Source organism: Moraxella sp. VT-16-12, assembly GCF_002224245.2.
Classification (GTDB): Bacteria; Pseudomonadota; Gammaproteobacteria; order Pseudomonadales; family Moraxellaceae; genus Moraxella.
Genome location: NZ_NKHK02000007.1, coordinates 119664 through 140208, shown reverse-complemented (window position 1 = coordinate 140208; position 20545 = coordinate 119664). Strand labels below are relative to the sequence as shown.

The 20545-nt window shown below is 43.2% G+C and carries 20 protein-coding genes and 1 pseudogene; 9 read left to right on the top strand and 12 right to left on the bottom strand.

All coding sequences use genetic code 11. The annotated features are described in order from the left end of the window. Nucleotides 1–197: 197 nt before the first annotated feature. The gene (gene glmS / locus CEW93_RS07965; RefSeq protein ID WP_089540790.1) at nucleotides 198–2042 is read left to right on the top strand and encodes a glutamine--fructose-6-phosphate transaminase (isomerizing); all 1845 of its coding nucleotides are present in this window, start codon (nucleotides 198–200) and stop codon (nucleotides 2040–2042) included. A gap of 48 nt (nucleotides 2043–2090) precedes the next feature. On the opposite strand, the gene epmA is transcribed toward glmS, so the two are convergent. The 7 genes from epmA to CEW93_RS07930 form a co-directional block, all read right to left on the bottom strand. Continuing rightward, on the bottom strand, nucleotides 2091–3056 hold the full coding sequence (gene epmA / locus CEW93_RS07960; protein ID WP_089540789.1) for an EF-P lysine aminoacylase EpmA: 966 nt from the start codon (nucleotides 3054–3056) through the stop codon (nucleotides 2091–2093). Continuing rightward, entirely contained in the window at nucleotides 3046–4110 is a 1065-nt protein-coding gene (locus CEW93_RS07955; protein WP_089540788.1) for a 4-phosphoerythronate dehydrogenase, read from the bottom strand. Before CEW93_RS07955 ends, epmA begins: the two co-directional genes overlap by 11 nt. Further along, entirely contained in the window at nucleotides 4107–5225 is a 1119-nt protein-coding gene (locus CEW93_RS07950) for an AI-2E family transporter (protein ID WP_089540787.1), read from the bottom strand. Before CEW93_RS07950 ends, CEW93_RS07955 begins: the two co-directional genes overlap by 4 nt. Before the next feature lie 39 nt (nucleotides 5226–5264). After that, a complete protein-coding gene (locus CEW93_RS07945) occupies nucleotides 5265–5732 on the bottom strand; it encodes a DUF188 domain-containing protein (RefSeq protein WP_089540786.1) in 468 nt (155 codons plus the stop codon). A 150-nt stretch (nucleotides 5733–5882) separates the two neighbouring features. Then, complete coding sequence (locus CEW93_RS07940; protein ID WP_089540785.1) at nucleotides 5883–6977, bottom strand: 5-(carboxyamino)imidazole ribonucleotide synthase; 1095 nt, start codon at nucleotides 6975–6977, stop codon at nucleotides 5883–5885. Nucleotides 6978–7010: 33 nt separating this feature from the next. Continuing rightward, complete coding sequence (purE, locus tag CEW93_RS07935) at nucleotides 7011–7550, bottom strand: 5-(carboxyamino)imidazole ribonucleotide mutase (RefSeq protein WP_089540784.1); 540 nt, start codon at nucleotides 7548–7550, stop codon at nucleotides 7011–7013. Nucleotides 7551–7600: 50 nt separating this feature from the next. Then, the gene (locus CEW93_RS07930) at nucleotides 7601–8554 is read right to left on the bottom strand and encodes a metallophosphoesterase (protein WP_089540783.1); all 954 of its coding nucleotides are present in this window, start codon (nucleotides 8552–8554) and stop codon (nucleotides 7601–7603) included. A 104-nt stretch (nucleotides 8555–8658) separates the two neighbouring features. Here CEW93_RS07930 and CEW93_RS07925 point away from each other — a divergent pair, with 104 nt between their 5' ends. The 5 genes from CEW93_RS07925 to CEW93_RS07905 all read left to right on the top strand — a co-directional run bounded on the left by CEW93_RS07925 (nucleotide 8659) and on the right by CEW93_RS07905 (nucleotide 13810). Then, entirely contained in the window at nucleotides 8659–9114 is a 456-nt protein-coding gene (locus tag CEW93_RS07925) for a YcgN family cysteine cluster protein (RefSeq protein ID WP_089540782.1), read from the top strand. 361 nt (nucleotides 9115–9475) lie between these two features. After that, nucleotides 9476–10060, top strand: coding sequence for a ubiquinol-cytochrome c reductase iron-sulfur subunit (gene petA / locus CEW93_RS07920; protein ID WP_089540781.1), 585 nt, complete (start codon nucleotides 9476–9478; stop codon nucleotides 10058–10060). Between the two features lie 23 nt (nucleotides 10061–10083). After that, nucleotides 10084–11301, top strand: coding sequence for a cytochrome bc complex cytochrome b subunit (locus CEW93_RS07915; protein WP_186727939.1), 1218 nt, complete (start codon nucleotides 10084–10086; stop codon nucleotides 11299–11301). Continuing rightward, nucleotides 11301–12020 carry a cytochrome c1 gene (locus tag CEW93_RS07910; RefSeq protein WP_089540779.1) on the top strand — a complete coding sequence of 240 codons (720 nt, stop codon included), beginning with the start codon at nucleotides 11301–11303 and terminating at the stop codon, nucleotides 12018–12020. Before CEW93_RS07915 ends, CEW93_RS07910 begins: the two co-directional genes overlap by 1 nt. Nucleotides 12021–12127: 107 nt before the next feature. Continuing rightward, nucleotides 12128–13810 (top strand): formate--tetrahydrofolate ligase, encoded by a 1683-nt coding sequence (locus CEW93_RS07905; protein ID WP_089540778.1) that lies wholly within the window; start codon nucleotides 12128–12130, stop codon nucleotides 13808–13810. Here CEW93_RS07905 and pgsA read toward each other — a convergent pair. After that, nucleotides 13807–14457, bottom strand: a complete 651-nt coding sequence (gene pgsA, locus CEW93_RS07900; protein ID WP_089540777.1) for a CDP-diacylglycerol--glycerol-3-phosphate 3-phosphatidyltransferase — start codon at nucleotides 14455–14457, stop codon at nucleotides 13807–13809. The two genes, CEW93_RS07905 and pgsA, sit on opposite strands and share 4 nt — an antisense overlap. 130 nt (nucleotides 14458–14587) lie before the next feature. On the opposite strand from pgsA, the pseudogene CEW93_RS07895 reads away from it, so the two are divergent. Further along, nucleotides 14588–15806, top strand: a pseudogene (locus CEW93_RS07895) (NAD(P)/FAD-dependent oxidoreductase). A 68-nt stretch (nucleotides 15807–15874) separates the two neighbouring features. Next, nucleotides 15875–16225: a beta-lactamase hydrolase domain-containing protein gene (locus tag CEW93_RS07890; protein ID WP_089540776.1), complete on the top strand. Its 351-nt coding sequence runs from the start codon at nucleotides 15875–15877 to the stop codon at nucleotides 16223–16225. Here CEW93_RS07890 and CEW93_RS07885 read toward each other — a convergent pair. Then, the gene (locus CEW93_RS07885; RefSeq protein WP_089540775.1) at nucleotides 16222–17283 is read right to left on the bottom strand and encodes a DNA polymerase beta superfamily protein; all 1062 of its coding nucleotides are present in this window, start codon (nucleotides 17281–17283) and stop codon (nucleotides 16222–16224) included. The two genes, CEW93_RS07890 and CEW93_RS07885, sit on opposite strands and share 4 nt — an antisense overlap. 9 nt (nucleotides 17284–17292) lie before the next feature. Further along, entirely contained in the window at nucleotides 17293–18048 is a 756-nt protein-coding gene (locus tag CEW93_RS07880; RefSeq protein ID WP_089540774.1) for a DNA polymerase beta superfamily protein, read from the bottom strand. Nucleotides 18049–18204: 156 nt separating this feature from the next. Between CEW93_RS07880 and CEW93_RS07875 the strand changes: the two genes are divergently transcribed. Further along, nucleotides 18205–19059, top strand: a complete 855-nt coding sequence (locus tag CEW93_RS07875) for a hemolysin family protein (protein ID WP_089540773.1) — start codon at nucleotides 18205–18207, stop codon at nucleotides 19057–19059. A 456-nt stretch (nucleotides 19060–19515) separates the two neighbouring features. On the opposite strand, the gene rpsI is transcribed toward CEW93_RS07875, so the two are convergent. Together rpsI and rplM are read right to left on the bottom strand one after the other, a co-directional pair. After that, complete coding sequence (rpsI, locus tag CEW93_RS07870; RefSeq protein ID WP_089540772.1) at nucleotides 19516–19902, bottom strand: 30S ribosomal protein S9; 387 nt, start codon at nucleotides 19900–19902, stop codon at nucleotides 19516–19518. Nucleotides 19903–19911: 9 nt separating this feature from the next. Then, the gene (gene rplM / locus CEW93_RS07865) at nucleotides 19912–20343 is read right to left on the bottom strand and encodes a 50S ribosomal protein L13 (protein ID WP_089540771.1); all 432 of its coding nucleotides are present in this window, start codon (nucleotides 20341–20343) and stop codon (nucleotides 19912–19914) included. Between the last annotated feature and the right edge of the window lie 202 nt (nucleotides 20344–20545).

The following is a 20545-nucleotide window of genomic DNA, read 5'->3' as shown; positions in this document are numbered from 1 at the left end:
ATACAACCCAGTCCTTGGTCGTAAGACAAACCCCTGCCTGATGGTGGGGGTTTTGGTGTGATGGGGTGCTTTAAAAATCTATTTGGATAAATGAGCATGCTGGGCTATAATGAGATGTTCATTTGAACACAGTCGCCAATAAAAAGCATAAGTGATATTGGTGGATTTTATTAATTTTTTGATACTAAGGAACGTCTATGTGCGGTATCGTTGGGGCTATTCGTAGCCAAGCAAATGTGGTGGATTTTTTAACTGATGGATTAAAACGCCTAGAATATCGGGGCTATGATTCATCAGGAATTGCTGTGTTTAGTGAGCAAGAAAATAAAATCAAGCGTGTACGCCGAGTTGGGCGTGTGGCATTGATGGAAGAAGCGGTCAAGCAAAAAGGACTGACAGGTCATATCGGCATTGGACACACTCGCTGGGCAACACACGGCGGTGTTACTGAGCCAAACGCTCATCCACACATCTCAGGTGGGCTGATTTCGGTTGTGCATAATGGCATCATTGAAAATTTTGAAGCTGAGCGTACACGATTGCAGGCACTGGGCTATGAGTTTGAGTCGCAAACAGATACCGAAGTCATCGCCCACAGTGTTCGCCATGAGTATGATAATAACAGCAAAAATTTGTATCAAGCGGTGCAAACGGCGTGCAGTCGCTTTCATGGCGCGTTTGCCATTGCGGTGATGTGTCATGATGACCCCGAGCATATGGTGGTGGCTCGTATGGGTTGTCCGCTATTGGTGGCGTTTGGTGATGATGAGACCTTTATTGCTTCTGATGTGTCGGCGGTGATTGCTTTTACTCGCCGTGTGAGTTATTTGGAAGATGGGGATATTGCCCTACTGTCTGCAAATGGCATTGAGCTTTTGATAGATAAAGATGGCAATCAAACCAACCGTGTGGTCAAAACTTCTGAGCTGTCTTTGGCAAGTTTGGAGTTGGGTGGATATAGCCACTTTATGCAAAAAGAGATTAACGAGCAGCCCCGTGCGGTGGCAGATACCGCAGAGATATTTTTGGATGGTGGTTTTGTGCCACAAAACTTTGGCGAGACTGCACCAGAGATTTTTAAACAGATTAACAGCATTAAGATTTTGGCGTGTGGCACGTCCTATTATGCTGCTTTGACAGGCAAATACTGGCTAGAATCCATCGCCAAAATCCGCTGTGATGTGGAGATTGCCAGCGAATATCGTTATCGTGATGTCATCGCTGACCCCAATGAGTTGATTGTTACAATCAGCCAATCGGGCGAAACACTAGACACCATGGAAGCGTTAAAATACGCGCAACAGCAAGGACATGAGTATAGTTTGTCCATTTGTAATGTGATGGAGTCGGCTTTGCCACGAGCAAGTACTTTGGCGATTTATACCCGAGCAGGGGCAGAGATTGGTGTTGCTAGTACCAAAGCATTTACCACGCAGCTTGTGATTTTGTTTGGGCTTGCAGTTACTTTGGGTAAAATGCGTGGCTTGGTCAGCGATGATGAGATGGTAGGATATGCCGATGATTTGCGTCAGTTGCCCGGTAGCATTCAGCACGCCTTAAATTTAGAGCCACAGCTTGCCACATGGGCAAAAGCCTTTGCTACCAAGCCATCAGCCCTGTTTTTGGGGCGGGGCATTCATTATCCGATTGCCTTAGAAGGGGCATTAAAGCTCAAAGAGCTGACCTATATTCATGCTGAGGCTTATCCAGCAGGGGAGCTAAAACATGGACCTTTGGCATTGGTGGATGAAAACATGCCTGTGGTGGTGATTGCCCCCAATGATAAACTGCTAGATAAGGTCAAAGCCAACATGCAAGAAGTGGGTGCAAGGGGTGGTGAGCTGTTTGTGCTGTCGGATTTGGACAGTGATTTTCATGAATCTGATGGCGTGCATATCATTCGTACACCACGTCATATCGGTGTGTTGTCGCCGATTGTACATACCATTGCGGTACAATTACTGTCCTATCATGTGGCACTGGTGCGTGGTACCGATGTGGATAAACCCAGAAATCTTGCCAAGTCGGTTACGGTGGAATGATGGTGAAGTGCAATCAAGCATTTATTGCTTGATTGCGTTTTGTTGTAGTTACGCCTTATCTGTGATAAACATCACTGCTTGACTGATGTCATCGAGCTTTTCACGCACCATAAACAGTCTATCAATCCCTAAGGCAATTCCGCTACATGGTGGCAACTTATCACACGCATGGATTAAATTCATGTCAATCGGCATGGTTGGCAGTCCCAAGTTGTTTCGCTCTGTGTTGTCTTGTAAAAAACGTGCCAATAATTCATCGCCATTGATAAGCTCATCATAGGCATTGGCAATCTCCAAGCCATTGATATACAGCTCAAAGCGTTTGGCGACATCAAAGCCATCATCATCGGTGGCGATTTTTGCCAAAGACGCTGTCGCCACAGGATAATCGGTGATGAGTGTGGGCAAATCAAATCCCAATTTTGGCTCTATCAAATGGCTAAATAACAAATCCAGCCAACCTTGTTTGTCATTACCCATATCTAAGCGGATGTTGTGTCTAAGAGCGGTCGCTTTTAGTGTGGCAATATCAGCACCAAATGGGTGTATGCCAAGTGTGTCCATAAAGGCTTGGGCGTAGCGATAGCGTTTAAAGGGCAAACTTTTGCCAAGTGTGATGCTAAGTAGCTCGCCAAGCTCATCGCCCAAATTTTCCAAACTAAAATTTGGGCGATACCATTCAAGCATGGTAAATTCTATATTGTGCCTATGTCCTTTTTCATTATCACGAAATACTTGGCAGATTTGGTAAATGGGTACCTGATAGTTTGCCAAAACTCGTTTCATGGCAAATTCTGGCGATGTGTGTAAATAGCCTGTTTTGGCTTGACCTTGATGGCAAAATTGAGCTGACACACTTTGAATAAACACATCGGTATTGCCTGCGTGTGATAAAATCGGTGTGGTGATTTCTAACACACCCTTTTTGGCAAAAAACACACGAATATCAGCAAGCATTTGGGCTTTTTGAATGGCAATGTCTAGGCTCATACTGGGGCGATGGTCATGATGCATAAATCCATTCTCTTTTTAGTAGGTAGTCTTTTCTTAAACGGTCAAAATCTGTACCAAGCACTTGGTCAGTGCAGGCATTTCTTAATGCCATATCATCACTTAAAATATCATAATAAGTGCTAAGCATATCAGGATTATCATATAGTGATACTTTTAGCTTTTGCCAATGATGGGGATTGTGGGGTAGTATGCCATCTAGCGTTTGTGTGATGGGCAGTCCAAAATACTGACAAAATGCTTGATAAGTCATATCCGTGCCACGCAATTTACCATCTAGGGTATAGCCTGCGATGTGGGGCGTGGCGATGGTAAGTTTATCCAGTAAAGATTTGTCAATGCTTGGCTCATGGGGAAACACATCCAAGATTGCGTCCAAGTGTTTATCATCAATGGCATTGATAAGAGCGGTTTGGTTGATAATCTCACCACGGGCGGTATTGATGAGTGTGGCGTGGTCTTTGATTTTGTCAAAACAGGCTTGGTCAAATAGCTGATGAGTGGGATACTCACCTGTTTTGGTGAGCGGTGTGTGAATGCTGATGATGTCGCTTGTGGCTAATAGCTCATCAAACGTGCTGTTATTGATGTCCGACTGTGCCAAATAAGGGTCAAAACCCAAAACGTGCCAATGTAAATCATGAGCATAGCTAGCAAGTGTGCTACCAATATTGCCCAAACCGATGATACCAAGGGTGATTTTTTGGTGCAATAGGTTGGGGTTTTTGGTGAGTAGGGCAGTGATGACGTATTGAGCAACCGAATGTTTGCTTGACCCTTTGGCGTTGGCAAAACAAATACCATGACTGTTTAAAAAGTTTGTATCCACATGGTCAGTACCAATTGTGGCAGTACCAACAAAGCGGATATTTTTGGTGTTGGTGATGGTGCCAGCGTTGATGGGTGTTACTGAGCGAATCAGCAGTGCATCAGGGTTGTGGGCATCTATGGCAGCTTGGGTGATGTCTCGTCCTTTGAGTTTAATCAAATTAAAATTGCCAAAATAATCATCTAAATGGGCAATGTTTTCATCCGCCAAAATGCTAAGTTTGTTCATGGATTTTCCGATTTTGTTGTGTTTGCTGTGGGCAGGTTGTTTTTGGTGGCAAAAATCTCGTTTTTGTGCTGACTTATCCATTCACGCCATACCGCTAAACCAATCGCCAACACCACAGGACCGATAAACAGCCCAACAAAACCAAATGCCGTCAGTCCACCAAGCACACCAATAAAGATGATGATAAAAGGAATTTGGGTGGCACCACTAATCACGATGGGGCGAATTAGGTTGTCCACCCAGCTAATCACCAGTGTCCCCCATAAGGCAAGCCCAATGCCTTCTGCGGTATGCCCTTGTGATAACAGCCAGACCGCCACACCACCCCACGCAAAAGGCGTACCAAAAGGCACCATGGCAATGACAAAGGTCAAAATGGTGAGCAAAATGGGATTTGGTACACCAGCAAAAATATAACCAAGCCCTGCCAAGATTGCCTGAGCCAATGCAGTCAGCCCAATGCCATAAACCACCGCTTGTGTGGTTGCACCTACCGAATCCAAATAATCATCAATCCTATCACCGATGATGTTACGCAAGGCTTGGCGGATTTGGCGAATCAAACTTTTGCCATCACGATAAAAGAAAAACAAGGTCATCAGTGCCATACCCAGTTTGGCAAGATTTTTTAGCACCACATCAAACGCCACTTTACCATAATATAAATGCGACTGTACCCACGCCCGCACGGCTTCCATGGTGGCCTCAGGATTTTTATTAATCTCCCATAGGGTGTCTTTGATGACTTGTCCTACTACGGGCAAATCTTTGATTTGTTCAGGCAAATCCACATAGCCAGCTTGCAGGCGACGAATTGCCATAGATACAAAGCTGACAACTTCATGTTGCAGATAAAAAATACCTAAAATCAAAGGAATACCAATCATTAGCGAGATACTAAACGTCATCAAAAAAGCACTAAAACTTGGGCTTAATCTGACTTTTGTATGAAAAAAAGTATAGACAGGAAAGGTAACGTACGCCAAAATCGCCGCCCATAATGCAGGTACAATAAAAAACTGCACCACTTTAAAACACAGGACAAACAGCACCACAAGCAAGCTAAGGGCAAGCAGTCGTTGTAGGATAAATTCTTTATTCCATTGTTCAATCATGTTGGCAAGTTAGGTTAAAAGTAGAATGATGTTAAATGCCTACTTATTGGGCAAATTGGGTCGTACAAGGCGATTTAGTCCATTGGCAAAGGCGATTTTGTCTTTTTCGCCATAGGGTTTTTGTCCGCCCATGCTTTTTGGGTCAAGTAGGTTGGTGCCACGCAAACTTTCCATAAAATCACGAGTGTTAAGTTTGGGTTTGATGTTATCAAGGGTAAACACTTCACCCCGTGCTGTCAAAACTTTTGCTCCTTTTTCTAGCACGTCATTTGCCAAAGGAATGTCGCTGGTAATCACCAAGTCGCCAACACCCACATTATCTACAATATAGTTATCTGCCATATCAAAGCCTTGGGACACCACCACTGATGTCAGATAAACAGACGGTGGTAGTTTAATCAAGCCATTTGCCACAAAAACGGCAACTGTCCGAGTGCGATTGGCAGTTTTGATAATCAGCTCTTTGGCGATGGTGGGTAGGGCATCAGCGTCTATGTAAAGTTTCATGAATGGTATTGGTCAAGTGCCTAAATGGTGGTGTGGACGTATGTTTGTCATGATGTTTGACAAATATTTTTAACAAGGACAAAAAGCCTTGATGTGATAAAAATTATGCCAACAACTTGATATTGATAGACAGCCTACAAAAACACAAGTTTATCTCAACAAACTTTCTACCTGTTCAATCGTTTTATCAAGCTCATCATTCATCACTGTGATATGTCCAATCTTGCGACCTGCTCGCTCATCTTTGTGGTAGTGGTGAAAATGCACACCTTTGATGGTAAGCAGTTCATTAATATTTGGGTATTTGCCAATGACATTAAGCATGACAGATGGTTTGATAATGCCTGTATCACCAAGTGGCAACCCCAACACAGCGCGCACATGATTTTCAAATTGACTGGTATTTGCCCCTTCAATGCTCCAATGTCCAGAATTATGCACACGTGGGGCGATTTCATTGGCAATCAGCCCAGTCTCCGTAACAAATAATTCCAGTGTCAGCACGCCAACATAGTCCAGCTTTTCCAAGATTTTTTTGATGTTGTGCTGAGCGTCTTGGGTTAAATGTGCCACATTTGGGGCGGGAGCAACTGTCTTGGCAAGAATGCCTTGGTGGTGAGTATTTTCCACCAATGGATAATAAACAATCTCGCCATCACGACCACGCACAGCAATGAGTGATACTTCTCGCTCAAAATCAATAAACCCTTCGGCAATTAAAGGGGCAGGCATCTCTTCATGTGTGGTGGCTCTACCAAGCTCATCCCAAGCGGTGCTGATGTCATCTGCTGTGCGTAGTACAAACTGTCCTTTGCCATCATAGCCGCCACGACTGGTTTTAAGCACCAGTGGCAAGCCAAGCTCATCACAAGCCAATGCCAGCTCATCTGGCGAATTGACCGCACGATAAGGCACGGTTGGCACGTCTAGCTCATTAAATAAGGCTTTTTCTTTTAGGCGGTCTTGGGCGATGTGTAGGGCATTTGGCGGTGGATAAATGCCTGCTTTTTGATTTGCCAGATGACTGGCGATAGCAACAGGGGTATTTTCAAATTCTAGGCTAAAAATGTCGCTGTCTGCAATAAACTGCTCTAACTGGCTACTGTGATAAACTTTGCCATACAAACTGGCAGGCGGGTTGGGGGTGTCTTCTAAAAAGACACATTGATGTCCTAATTGTAAGGCGGATTGGGCGAGCATCATGCCAAGCTGTCCGCCACCTAAGATACCGAGTGTTTGGGTCATGTCAAAACCGTTCAATTAAAAATATCAGAAAAATCAGGAATTTATAATGCCGGGGATTGGGCTGTTTAGGATGGTCTGAGTTTGGGTGTGGCGAAATTCATCAAGTTTGCTTGCAAGCTCATCATCATGCAACGCCAGCATTTGTACTGCCAAAAGCCCAGCATTAAACGCCCCTGCCGTCCCGATGGCGAGCGTGCCTACTGCCACACCTTTTGGCATTTGTACGATGGACAGCAGGCTGTCCCAACCAGAGAGCGTGCTGGATTTGACAGGCACACCAAGCACAGGCAGGGCGGTTTGAGACGCACACATACCCGGCAGATGAGCTGCACCACCTGCCCCTGCGATGATAATTTGTAAGCCACGAGCTTTGGCATTTTTGGCATAATCAAAAAGTTTGTCAGGGGTGCGATGGGCTGAGACCACTTCACATTCAAATGCCACCCCAAACTCTGCCAAAATCTGTGCTGTTTCATTCATGGTTGCCCAATCAGACTGACTGCCCATGATGATACCGACTTTTGGTGTGCCATCTGGTGAAACAATGGGGGCAGGGGCGGTAGTGCTTGACATGAAAAATCCTTAGAGATGATAAATTAAAGATGGCGTATTATAACAGATTTTCACCCAACTGGTGAAAGTGGCTCTATATATTGTATAAAATTGTTCGCCGATAAAGTTGGGTTGGTGGTATCAAAGCGATAGGCGGTCAGATGTCCGTCTTTGCCTGCTGAATAATCTGTGCAGACCACTTGTGATGACAATGGGGCGGGCGTATCATGTAGCCAGTAATGTCCGATAAAGATGGGTTTTGTGGTGTTGATATAAAAATTTGCCAGCATGTCAGATAAACAAGCTAGGGGCGTATTTGGCAAATCATCAGCAAACAGCACTTGACTCATGGGCTGATGTTGCCAGTCATTAACCCACCATTTGATGCGAGCATTTGTACGAGTAATGCCAGTTTTGTCGGTCATGGTCATGCCTTGGGGTAAGGTGGTTTCAAGCCCTTTTAACAAATGCTCTATCGCCAAAAAAGACGGCGTGCGATGTCTGCCAGTTGCTTGCAGAGCATCAGGTGTGAGCTGATTTTGTGTTGTTAAATAAGGTTTAAGAGCGTCAATGGCACGAGTATCATAGCAGGCATGAATAAAAATGCAGTCATCTGTTTCTAGCCAAAGTGGTAATTCATAAAAACGATTTAACCAATATTGATGTAAAGATGACCCAAAAGGTATCTCATCTAAAAAGGCTTGATGTCCAATGGTGTTGTGTAGGCTGTGCGGTCTAAGATAGCCACCTGTGGGGTTGTGAATGTCAGGTGTGGCATAGGCTAGGGCGTTGTATTCATGATTGCCCATGACCGCTTGGGCGTGGTGGTTGTCTAGCATGGCAAAGACGATTTTTAGGGTGTCTAACTGACGGCTGCCCCTATCCACAAAATCGCCAATAAATATCGCCTGATGACCTTTTGGGGGAACATGGCTTGTGCCATCGTGGTGATAGCCAAGTTTGTTTAACAGTCCGATGAGTTTGTCAGCTTGTCCATGTATGTCGCCGATGATGTCGTAAATCATGATAAATCATCAAAAAATTGCATAATAACCAAATTTTACCAATTTTTCACGATGATTTTTTATAAATTTGTTACAATAAATGTTTTTTGCATAAGATTAAGACAATGACCACACTTCGCCCCAATTTTTGGCAATTTGCGTTAAACAAGCTGACTAATGATGAATGGGAAGCTTTGTGTGATGGCTGTGGCGTGTGTTGCTTGATTAAATATCTTGACGATGATGATGTGGCACTGACTGAATATACGGACGTTGCTTGCCAACTGCTAGATTGTACCACAGGGCATTGCTCAAACTACCAGCACCGCAAACGCCATGTGCCTGACTGTATCCGTTTGACGCCAGAGATGGTGCCTGACATGATGTGGCTTCCTAGGCATTGTGCTTATAAACGTCTGCATTTGGGGCAAGGTTTGCCATCTTGGCATTATTTGGTGGCAGGACAGGCACGCCATGATAAGGCGATGGATAAAGTGGGTGTGCGTGGTCGTTGTGTGTCTGAAAAGGGGCTAAGCGATGATGTGATAGAAGAGCGTATTGTAACATGGGTAAAAATTTAGAAATAAACATATTTATACAATCATATTTTTCATAAAAATATCTTTAATCATTACTAAAAGTTAGAATTCTAATAAAAAACACCCAATTGATTTAGGTGATTTTTTATCAATATAAAATATAACGATAATCATTTATTAAAAATCCTTAGAAAGTAACGGGATTTTTTACACTTTTGTGAATTTTTTATAACTTTTTTGCAGAAGTTTGTACGATAAGAATTTATTTTATGTCAAAAATAGCTTAAAATAGACAGGTTAGTAAAAATAGGCACAGCAAATGTGGATTTTTTGATAAAGCTGTTTTATCATAGCCACACACCCAGTATGGGATTAGCCCATTCATTTTCTGGAGGAAGTTTTAATGAGCCATGCCGAAGGCGTGAATGTTAAACGCCGTAGAGTCCTGATTGCATCTACTGCCGCCATTGGTGCGGTCGGTGTCGGTGCGATAGCCACCCCATTTGTGCGTTCTTGGTATCCAAGTGCCAAAGCGGAAGCCGCAGGTGCTGCCGTTGTTACCGACATTAGCGGTATTGAAAACGGTCAGATGATTACAGTTAAATATCGTGGCAAGCCTATCTTTGTCGTTAAGCGTACCGAAGAGATGGTGGCAAATTTAAGTAAAATTACATCAAAACTTGCCGACCCTGAGTCTAATGGGTCTGTTCAACCTGAAAATTGCAAAAATGAGACTCGTTCTATCCAGCCTGAGGTTTTGGTGGTAGAAGGGGTGTGTACGCATTTGGGTTGTGCACCGCTATTTCGCCCAGAAGTGGGAGCGGCAGACTTAGGTGGGGCGGACTGGATGGGTGGCTTTTTCTGTCCATGCCACGGCTCAATGTACGACTTGTCAGGTCGTGTATATAGTGGTATGCCTGCCCCTTTAAATTTGCCAATACCTATCTACAAGATTGAAGACACCATCTTGACCGTTGGGGAGACATAATCATGAGTATTGCTAAGAAATTTATGGGTTGGGTAGATGCTCGCTTCCCTGCGACTGAAACCTATGAATACCATATGTCAAAGTATTATGCACCAAAAAACTTCAACTTTTGGTATTTCTTTGGCGTATTATCTATGGTGGTCTTGGTAAACCAGCTCGTTACAGGGATTTGGCTGACCATGATGTTTAACCCCAGTGCCGAAGGGGCGTTTGCGTCCTTAGAGTACATCATGCGTGATGTCAAAGGTGGTTGGCTCATTCGCTATATGCACTCCACAGGTGCGTCCGCATTCTTTGTGGTGGTGTATTTACATATGTTCCGTGGTCTGATGTACGGTTCATACCGCAAGCCCCGTGAGTTGGTTTGGATTATCGGTATGGCGATTTACCTGTGCTTGATGGCAGAAGGATTCTTTGGTTATCTGTTGCCTTGGGGCAATATGTCATTTTGGGGTGCTCAGGTGATTTTGAATTTGCCTGCTGCCATTCCTTTCATCGGCGATGGCTTGGCTGAGTGGGTTAAAGGCGACTATATCATCTCTGGTATTACGCTAAACCGTTTCTTTGCTTTGCATGTTGTTGCCATTCCATTGGTGTTGGTGGGCCTGGTGTTTATGCACTTGGTGGCATTGCACCATGTTGGTTCAAACAACCCAGATGGCGTTGAAATCAAAAAGCTCAAAGATAAAAATGGCGTACCACTAGATGGCGTACCTTTCCACCCTTACTATACTGTGCATGACATGGTAGGTATTGTGGTGTTCTTTATCTGCTTCTTTGCGGTGGTGTTCTTTGCCCCAGAAGGTGGCGGTTATTTCCTAGAAAAACCCAACTTTGAAGTGGCAAACGCTCTAAAAACACCTGCTCACATTGCACCTGTTTGGTATTATATGCCATTTTATGCCATGCTTCGTGCCACACCTTCTATGTTTGGCTCAGCTTTACCAGGGGTGATTGTGATGTTTGGGGCGATTCTTATCTTGTTTGTGTTGCCTTGGCTTGACCGCTCACCAGTAAAATCTATCCGTTATAAGGGTGCTTTATCAAAAATTGCTTTGGTGATTTTTGTGATTAGCTTCTTGATTTTGGGTTATTTAGGTGGTGTGGCATCTTCACCTGTAAATACCATTGTTGGTCGTGTTTGTACTATTTTATACTTCTTGTACTTTATCCTAATGCCATTTTATACATCAATGGAAACGTGCAAGCAACCGCCAGAACGTGTTACAGGAGGCCACTAATGAAAGCATTTAATCTAAAAACGCTTGGTGCCAGTCTTGTTTTGGCAACAGGTGTGATGGCAAGCTCATCCGCTTTTGGTGCAGGTGGTCATGGTTGTGGCGAATATACCGAAGCTGATGGCTCAAAAGTTACTCTAGAATGTAGCAAAGCTCCCATTGATTTGACCAATAAAGGTTCATTGCAACGTGGTGCTAATATGTTCATGAACTACTGTGTTGGTTGTCATTCAGCTCAGTATGTGCGTCATTCTCGTATTGCCCAAGACCTTGACATTCCACCAGAGTTGGTGGCAAAGTATCTGATGGTAACAACCGACCAAATTGGCGACCACATTACTGCCGATATTGACCCTGAATTGCAAGGGGCTTGGTTTGGGGCTGCTCCACCTGACCTATCACTAGAAACTCGTCTGCGTGGTGATGACTGGGTATATACTTATCTGTTATCGTTCTATGAAGACCCAAGCCGTCCTTGGGGTGCAAACAACCTAGTGCTTGCTAACGCTGCTATGCCACACGTTTTGCACAATCTACAAAAAGATTTGGGCAAAGAAGAGTACGAAGCTCGTGTGGGTGATTTGGTGAATTTTATGGCGTGGATGGCAGAGCCTGTCCGCCATGAGCGTAAAATCTATGGTGCGTTTGTGCTGTTATTTTTACTTGTGTTGCTCATTCCGGTATATCTTCTCAATAAAGAATTTTGGAAAGACGTTAAGTAACATACCAGCCAAAAAAAGCCGACTTTATGTTGGCTTTTTTTGTTTTTGCTCGTCAGATTATGATAAGATAGGGCGTTATGTTTTATTGTATTAATAAAGGATGAATGATGATTACCGATGAACAAATCGCCAAAAAAGCCCTAACTCATGCGGCAAGCATCGGACAAATTGCCCAAAAATTAGGCTTAACAGATGACATGATAGAGCATTATGGACGTTATAAAGCCAAAATAGACACAAATAAACTTTGTCATCTGCCCAATAAAAACGGCAAATTAGTTCTCGTAACTGCCATCAATCCTACCCCAGCAGGAGAAGGTAAAACCACCACCAGCATAGGTTTGGCGGATGCTTTGGCTCATCGCTTGGCAAAAGATGACAAAACAGCCATGATGGTGTTGCGTGAGCCATCTTTGGGGCCTGTATTTGGTGTCAAAGGCGGAGCAACAGGGGGCGGGCAAGCTCAGGTCATTCCAATGGAAAGTATCAATTTGCACTTTACGGGAGATTTTCATGCCATCAGCTCTGCCAATAACTTGCTGTCAGCGATGATTGATAATCACATTTATCAAGGCAATGAGCTGGGTATCAACCCCAAAAAAGTCGTGTGGAAGCGGGTTTTGGACATGAATGACCGCCAGCTTCGCCATGTATTAAGCGGTATTGGTAAGCCGACAGATGGTGTGATTCGCCCTGATGGTTTTGATATTGCGGTGGCAAGCGAAGTGATGGCGGTGTTTTGCTTGGCGAGTGATTTGGATGATTTAAAAAAGCGACTGGGTGAGATGGTGGTGGCATATCGTTTTGATAACACACCTGTTTTTGCCAAAGACTTGCACGCTCACGGGGCGATGACTGCTTTGTTAAAGGACGCATTTTATCCAAATTTAGTACAGAGCATGGCTCAAACCCCTGCATTGATACATGGTGGTCCATTTGCTAATATCGCTCATGGTTGTAATTCGCTTGTTGCCACAAAAACCGCCATGCACTTAGCGGATGTGGTGGTTACCGAAGCAGGCTTTGGGGCAGATTTGGGGGCAGAGAAGTTTTGTAATATCAAGTGCCGTATTGGTGATATTTCCCCTGATGTTTGTGTGGTGGTGGCGACTGTCCGTGCCTTAAAATATAATGGTGGCATGGTTAAGGCGGATTTGGCAGATGAAAACTTAAATGCCCTAAGTGATGGTTTGCCAAATCTATTAAAACACGTCCATACCATGCAACAAGTCTTTGGTTTGCCTGTGGTGGTGGCGATTAACCGCTTTATCACTGACAGTGATGATGAGCTTGCCATGGTTTTGTCAGCGTGTGAACAAGTAGGTGTTGATGTGGCTTTATGTGATGTGTGGGAGCAGGGCGTGGCAGGGGGTTTGGCACTTGCAGATAAAGTATTGCAAGCCATGGATAAACCCAAATCCTTTACATTTAGCTATGATGAGAGCGATACTATTGAACAAAAAATAACCAAAATCGCCCAAAATGTCTATGGGGCAAAAGGCGTGCAGTTTGGGGCGGATGCCTTGCGTGATATTAAGCGTCTTTATAAGTTTGGTTTTGATAAACTGCCGATTTGTATGGCAAAAACCCAATACTCTTTATCAGACAATCCCAAGCTTTTAGGTTGTCCATCAGATTTTGACATCACGGTGCGTGAGTTGGTGGTGGCACATGGGGCAGGTTTTATTGTGGTGATTTGTGGCGACATCATGAGAATGCCAGGGCTACCAAAAAGTCCTTCTGCCCAAGCGATAGATGTGATTGATGGACAAATTGTGGGGCTATTTTAGTTTTGTTTCAGGTAGGGCCAAGCCGCTTTTAGATAAATCATCATGGACCATAAAGTCAGCACCACTGCCACCAACATAAGGGCATAGCCAATGAGTTCTAGGCTTTGCCAGTTTAGTAGTAGTACGGTGATGGCGACCATTTGAAAAGCGGTTTTGAGCTTGCCCACATAAGAGACCGCCACAGACGTACGTTTGCCAAGCTCTGCCATCCATTCACGTAGGGCAGATACGGCGATTTCACGAGAGATGATGACGATGGCACTGATTGCCATGACGATATTGGCGTGCCACTGCACCAAAATAATCAGTGCGGCCGCCACCATCAGCTTATCTGCCACAGGGTCCAAAAATCGCCCAAAGGCAGATGTGATACCCATTTTGCGAGCCAAAAACCCATCAAGCCAATCGGTAATTGCCGCTAAAACAAAAACCAAAGTCAGCAAAAAATGCCGTAGCGTATTATCACTATACGCCATCATGCCAAATCGTGCGATGGCATTATCAGTGATGGCAGGCACACCAATCCCCAAAGCAGGTGGCCAATAAGCAATCGCAATAAAGAGCGGTATCATCAAAATGCGAGCGATGGTCAGGTTGTTTGGTAGGTTAAAGATGGTGCTAGACTGATGGTGATTTTGGTCAGACATGGCAAACGTGGTTTAAAATTTGTGGATATGATACCGTAAAATTAGCAATTTTTATACCTAAATCACACGAAAATTGCCTTTTTGGGGGATTTTTGAGTACAATACCACCATTTTTTATCAAAGACGGCTTATGACGACCAAAAACTCACAGCACAATCATGATGTTATCATCATCGGAGCGGGAGCATCAGGATTATTTTGTGCCATCAATATTGCCAAACACGGTAAAAGTGTATTGGTTATAGACCATGCCAACAAAGCAGGCAAAAAAATTTTGATGTCAGGGGGGTGGGCGTTGTAATTTTACCAACATGGACGTTGGGGCATCTCATTTTATCAGTCAAAATCGCCATTTTGTGCGTTCGGCATTATCACAATTTACGCCCCATGATTTTATGGCATATATTTACAAGCACAACATTGCCTTTCATGAAAAAACGCACGGTCAGCTATTTTGTGATGATTCATCAAAAGATATTTTAAATATGTTACTTGATGAATGTCGCACCCATCACGCCACTATACAGCTTAATACCACCGTACATACCATCACGCCTTGTGATGATGGATTTTTATTATCTACCCAAACAAGTCAAACCTTATCAGCACGCTCTTTGGTGATTGCCACAGGTGGGCTGTCCATCCCAACCCTTGGGGCAAGTGGTTTTGGCTATCAATTTGCTGAGCAGTTTGGACACAAAATCATACCCACCCAAGCATCCTTAGTGCCATTTACCTTTACAGACAAAGTGGGCGAGATGATAAAGTCGTTAAGCGGTGTCAGTCTTGATGTGGTGGCGTTTAATGATAAAATTCGCTTTGAGCTGCCCATGCTGTTTACTCATCGTGGACTGTCAGGACCTGCCATGTTGCAGTTGTCTAATTATTGGCAAATTGGTGAGAGCATTTGGGTGGACTTATTGCCACAGACAGACATTGGTCAGTTATTGTTATCGCACAAAAAATCTCACCCAAAACAAAAGATACGCACCGCTTTAACGCCATATTTTGCCAAAAATCTGCTGGTTGCCCTAGAAGGTCATTTTTGGCAGTCATTGGCACATATTGAGCTTGCCAACATTAAAGATAAAGAGCTTATCCAAATCGGTCAAAGCATGAACACATGGCAACTTAAACCATCAGGCACAGAAGGCTATCGGGTGGCGGAAGTAACCAAAGGTGGTGTAGATACCAAGGATATTTTTGGTAACACCATGCAAAGTCGCTTGCACGATGGTTTGTATTTTATTGGGGAAGTGTTAGACGTTACAGGACATTTGGGGGGTTATAATTTTCAGTGGGCATGGTCATCTGCCTTTGTATGTGCGATGGACATTATCAAAAGATGAGATAAAAAGGTTGTATCATCATCAAAATATGAGTAAACTATCTTATTTATTTTACATTAGGAGAAGCCATGAGCGATGTCGCCCCTGAATTTACCATCACCATCTCAGGACAAATCACCCCTGATGATGTCGCTACCCTTGCTCAGACGGGCGTAAAATCCATCGTCAATAACCGTCCTGATGGTGAAGAAGCAGGACAGCCTACGTCCGATGAGATTGCCCAAGCATGTCAAAAACATGGCATTGCTTATGGATTTATTCCTTTTGCAGGTGGTATGCTAGACATGAATCATGTCCAAGTCTTTGCAGATTTTTTTAATGATACCGAGCGTCCTTTGCATATGTTTTGTCGCACAGGCAACCGCTCAAACACCATTTTGGCGGCGGCTCGTGAAAGAGATTTGTTGGACGAAAACTAAGAACAAGACGCATACAGCTCATCACGCACGTTGATGAGTGTGTTTATGATGGCGGTGGTGTTTGGTGTATCTGGCAACTGACTTTTTGTAAATGCCATCTGTACATCAGCCATCAGTTCATCAGCTTTGATGAGTAATTCATCATAGTCAAATTGCCCTGATTTGATGGCAAGCAGTTCATCACGATTATCCCTTTTGGCAATCACTTTGCCTGTGCGAGCAATATCCAAAGCGGTGTATAGTAGCCGAAAAGTGTGCATGATGTTTTTGGCATCATAGCCTTTGCCATGCGTGATGGTGGATTGGTAGCGTTCATGATTGCGGTTATCCACCCATTGCCAATAGTCTTTATAGTCTTGACAGTATTTAGAATATCCCATTTTATTAAACGACAAATAGCCAACTGCCACCGAACCTTTTGGGATTGAGCTTAATGACACGTCATTGGCTTTGTCATCACTCATCACACCACAAAATTTATCACCAACAAACATGGCATACATATCACGGCTATGTGCCATTTTGGATAAGCCAATTTGTTGTTGGGTCAAATGATTTTGTGCCAACCAATCCATTAAAGAGATGCTTTTGTGATTATCAAACACCACACAAAATGCCAAAATATTCTTTTTGTCTTTACTTATGGGATTGACAATCTTTTTATTTAAGCCACGAGATTTTTTAATTTGGCTCATGGCAAATCCTGCAAAGGTTTTTTGGCATAATTTGCTCACAAACCAATCAGGATTAAATCTCTCCATCAGTGGGTGTTTGTACAGAATGTCATCATCAGAGCTGGCAAGCAGTTCCATCATATTGGGATTGTTTTGTAACAACAGCGCCACATATCGCCCAAGCTCATAGTAAACAATGTCATTGGTGGCATTGCTGATTTGGGGGATATAGTCGCTGTGTAGCCCATAATAATGGGTTTTTGGCAGATAAAATACGCCTTTAATGTCTGTATCCGATGTTGGCGTGGCAAGGTTATAAGCACGACTGCCAGAGAGACATTCTAATAAAATAAGACGGTTGTTTTTTAAATATGTGATGTCCATGGTGTGGTTTTATTTATCAAACGCCAATTTTTGAAAGATGTGGTTTAACAACTCAACATCGCTTTTTGGTTTTTTGTCAAATTTTAAATGCTGGGTATGTTGCCAAAGCTGATGGGTTAATTTTATCATGGGCTTGGGTAACTGATAAAGATGGCTTTCATGCTGATGTTGTTTGACATCAACGATGTGTTGTAATTCGTTTTGTTCATCATGACCTAGCAGGTGAAACATCTTTGTGATTAATACAGGTGGCATGGTTTGATATTCTTTGAGCCATAAACTTGCCAGCAAAGCACGAATAAGATAACACCATTTTTTAAGATGAATGGGCTTGGTCAAATCCATGCCTGCATTTATCTTTTTTGCCAAACCTTGATAGTGATGATAGATGGCTTGTGGGTTAAAAAACTCTATTAAAACAGGATGGATGGCATAGATAAACTCATCATCACAATGATAAATTATGGGTGAATATAGCCACTCAAAGATGACTACATTGGACTTGTGAATATGAATGAGTGCTTTTTTAATGTCCCAACCACCAACATCAAATGGCACATCAAATAAATCATGCGTGATAAATTCAAGGGTGTCTTTATTTTCATAAATGGACATATACCAATCAGGTGTGTGCTTATAAATCATTCGCACGTCAAAATCACTGTCAGAACTGGCAAATCCCCACGCACGACTGCCACTTTCACACGCATATAAGGGAGTGATGGCATGTTTTTGACAATTGGCATATAAAGTTTGAGCAATCATGGCGTTTATGATAAAGTTTGTATGTCATTCATTTGGTTATTGTAAAAACGTCCATGTGCCTTGTCAAGGCTGATGATTTTATAAAAAGGGCTTGAATATTTTGCATAATTGGGCTAAATTAAGTGAAATTTTATGGTTTTATAGGAACAAATTTTCATGTCTGATGACAATCCTAGTGGCTGGCGACGTGGCTTAAAACGCTGGCTTTCTACTGCCCCTGAAACCCGTGATGACCTACTAAATTTGGTTCAAAATTCTCGGCAGTTTTTAGATTCTGATATGGTGGATATGTTAGAAGGCGTGTTGGATTTGCCTGCCACCCAAGTGCGTGAGATTATGACTCCACGCCCACAGGTAAAAGCCATCGGCAGTGATGATGATTTGGCGGACATATTGGCATTGGTGCTAGACAGTGAGCATTCTCGCTACCCTGTGTTTGACACTCATGATGATAATACCGTGCTTGGGATTTTGTTGGTCAAAGATTTGATAGGGATTTTACAACAAAAACTGACAGACACAGATGTGCCACTGTCTTTGGATAAATTGGTGCGAAAGCCATTATACATTGCCGAAACTGCCCGTGCTGATACCTTGCTTCGTTCCCTACAAAAAGCTCAGGTACATATGGCGATTGTGGTTGATGAATTTGGTTCGGTGGTCGGTGTGGTTACGATGGAAGATTTGCTAGAAGAGATTGTCGGCGACATCGTGGATGAGCATGATGACATAGAAGAAGACAGTACCATCAACAACATCGTCCCCCACCCAAATCAAGAGCATACTTGGCTTGTGCAAGCATCCACGCTCATCAGTGATTGTAATGATGAATTGGGTACTGCATTTGATGATACAGACGTGGACACCATGGGTGGGTTGGTTATGCAGGCACTGGGGGCGGTGAGTTATTTACAAGGTGAAAAAGTAACGATTGATGATTGGCAAATCACGGTGGTGGATGTGGAGGGGCGTTTTATTCGTTTGTTGGAGCTGACACATCATCAGGATTGAGCATACAAAAGAAGATGGTTGATGTATATTGCCATAGGTGTTGTTGGTGAGTGTGTATTTGAGTTTGTAGGCATTTGCTCAAATATTATAGCTATCTTTAACCTTGATAATTAGGTAGGGTTACCTTAAAAAATGGCGTAAAACTGCCTACTTATCAAGTGTCTTTATTAAGGATTAGATGATATAATTTAGCCCAAAATAGTATATTAATAAAAGTCTAAGTCAAATAACGAGAGCTGTTACGACTGTGGTATTGTGTTGTCAGCCATGATTTTAAAGAAGCAGATGGGCTTGACCAAGAAGATTATAGTGGCAATGTTCAATATTGGAACATTTTACCAAAAATTAATCTGATGGACATTGTACGCAAAGTGGTCTTGCTATTTTGATATTATACCACCCCAATTTTAGCCAATAAAAAACCCCGCTAAAAGCGGAGTTTCAAGCGATAAGGAATTAACGCTTTGAGAATTGTGGGCGTTTACGAGCTTTGCGTAGACCCAACTTTTTACGCTCAACTTCACGAGCATCACGAGTAACAAAACCAGCCGCTTTTAGGGCAGGCTTGACAGTTTCGTCAGACTCAATCAAGGCACGAGTAATGCCATGACGGATTGCACCTGCTTGACCGCTAGCACCACCACCTGTTACGGTGATATATAGGTCGTATTTGTCAATAGCTTCTAGTAGTTCCAAAGGCTGACGCACAACCATACGAGAAGTTTCACGACCAAAGTATTCATCTAGGCTTTTGCCATTGATGACGATGTTGCCTGTGCCTTTTGACAAGAAGACACGAGCGGTAGAAGTCTTGCGGCGACCAGTGCCGTAATTGCGTTCCATAATGTCTCCTTAGATGTCTAGTACTTGTGGCTGTTGAGCGGCATGTGGGTGTTCTGTGCCAGCATACAGCTTTAATTTTTTAATCATGGCATAACCAAGAGGACCTTTTGGCAACATACCTTTTACCGCCTTATGTAGCACATCTTCTGGCTTGTGAGCGATAAGTTTGGTAAAATTAGTTTCCTTGATGCCGCCTGGATAACCTGTATGACGGTAGTACTTTTTATCTTGGGCTTTTTTGCCAGTAACTGCCACTTTGTCAGCATTGATGACGATGATGTAATCACCAGTATCAACATGGGGCGTATAAGATGGCTTATGCTTGCCACGCAAACGTGATGCGATTTCGCTGGCTAGGCGACCTAGCGTTTTGCCTTCTGCGTCCACAACATACCAGTCGTGAACCACGTCAGCAGGTTTTGCACTTACAGTAGTAGTCATAATAAACCTTTAAATCATTGAGTTTGAGAGTAGAACAAATAAAAAAATTCAAGCAGTTGCTTGATTTTATCTGTTTTAAGAGTGGGGAAACGAAGGCTCTCAAAAAACACACAATATTATACGAACTTTTTTTATAAAAAGCAAGGGTTAAAAGCACGTCTAAAAATAAAAACCCCTAACAAGGTTAGAGGTTTAAACTAAA

What these genes read in the sequence shown, in the direction of transcription:
- glmS (WP_089540790.1), top strand. Translation starts at nt 198, where the DNA reads ATGTGCGGTATCGTTGGGGCTATTCGTAGCCAAGCAAATGTGGTGGAT.
- epmA (WP_089540789.1), bottom strand. Translation starts at nt 3,056, where the DNA reads ATGCATCATGACCATCGCCCCAGTATGAGCCTAGACATTGCCATTCAA.
- CEW93_RS07955 (WP_089540788.1), bottom strand. Translation starts at nt 4,110, where the DNA reads ATGAACAAACTTAGCATTTTGGCGGATGAAAACATTGCCCATTTAGAT.
- CEW93_RS07950 (WP_089540787.1), bottom strand. Translation starts at nt 5,225, where the DNA reads ATGATTGAACAATGGAATAAAGAATTTATCCTACAACGACTGCTTGCC.
- CEW93_RS07945 (WP_089540786.1), bottom strand. Translation starts at nt 5,732, where the DNA reads ATGAAACTTTACATAGACGCTGATGCCCTACCCACCATCGCCAAAGAG.
- CEW93_RS07940 (WP_089540785.1), bottom strand. Translation starts at nt 6,977, where the DNA reads ATGACCCAAACACTCGGTATCTTAGGTGGCGGACAGCTTGGCATGATG.
- purE (WP_089540784.1), bottom strand. Translation starts at nt 7,550, where the DNA reads ATGTCAAGCACTACCGCCCCTGCCCCCATTGTTTCACCAGATGGCACA.
- CEW93_RS07930 (WP_089540783.1), bottom strand. Translation starts at nt 8,554, where the DNA reads ATGATTTACGACATCATCGGCGACATACATGGACAAGCTGACAAACTC.
- CEW93_RS07925 (WP_089540782.1), top strand. Translation starts at nt 8,659, where the DNA reads ATGACCACACTTCGCCCCAATTTTTGGCAATTTGCGTTAAACAAGCTG.
- petA (WP_089540781.1), top strand. Translation starts at nt 9,476, where the DNA reads ATGAGCCATGCCGAAGGCGTGAATGTTAAACGCCGTAGAGTCCTGATT.
- CEW93_RS07915 (WP_186727939.1), top strand. Translation starts at nt 10,084, where the DNA reads ATGGGTTGGGTAGATGCTCGCTTCCCTGCGACTGAAACCTATGAATAC.
- CEW93_RS07910 (WP_089540779.1), top strand. Translation starts at nt 11,301, where the DNA reads ATGAAAGCATTTAATCTAAAAACGCTTGGTGCCAGTCTTGTTTTGGCA.
- CEW93_RS07905 (WP_089540778.1), top strand. Translation starts at nt 12,128, where the DNA reads ATGATTACCGATGAACAAATCGCCAAAAAAGCCCTAACTCATGCGGCA.
- pgsA (WP_089540777.1), bottom strand. Translation starts at nt 14,457, where the DNA reads ATGTCTGACCAAAATCACCATCAGTCTAGCACCATCTTTAACCTACCA.
- CEW93_RS07890 (WP_089540776.1), top strand. Translation starts at nt 15,875, where the DNA reads ATGAGCGATGTCGCCCCTGAATTTACCATCACCATCTCAGGACAAATC.
- CEW93_RS07885 (WP_089540775.1), bottom strand. Translation starts at nt 17,283, where the DNA reads ATGGACATCACATATTTAAAAAACAACCGTCTTATTTTATTAGAATGT.
- CEW93_RS07880 (WP_089540774.1), bottom strand. Translation starts at nt 18,048, where the DNA reads ATGATTGCTCAAACTTTATATGCCAATTGTCAAAAACATGCCATCACT.
- CEW93_RS07875 (WP_089540773.1), top strand. Translation starts at nt 18,205, where the DNA reads ATGTCTGATGACAATCCTAGTGGCTGGCGACGTGGCTTAAAACGCTGG.
- rpsI (WP_089540772.1), bottom strand. Translation starts at nt 19,902, where the DNA reads ATGGAACGCAATTACGGCACTGGTCGCCGCAAGACTTCTACCGCTCGT.
- rplM (WP_089540771.1), bottom strand. Translation starts at nt 20,343, where the DNA reads ATGACTACTACTGTAAGTGCAAAACCTGCTGACGTGGTTCACGACTGG.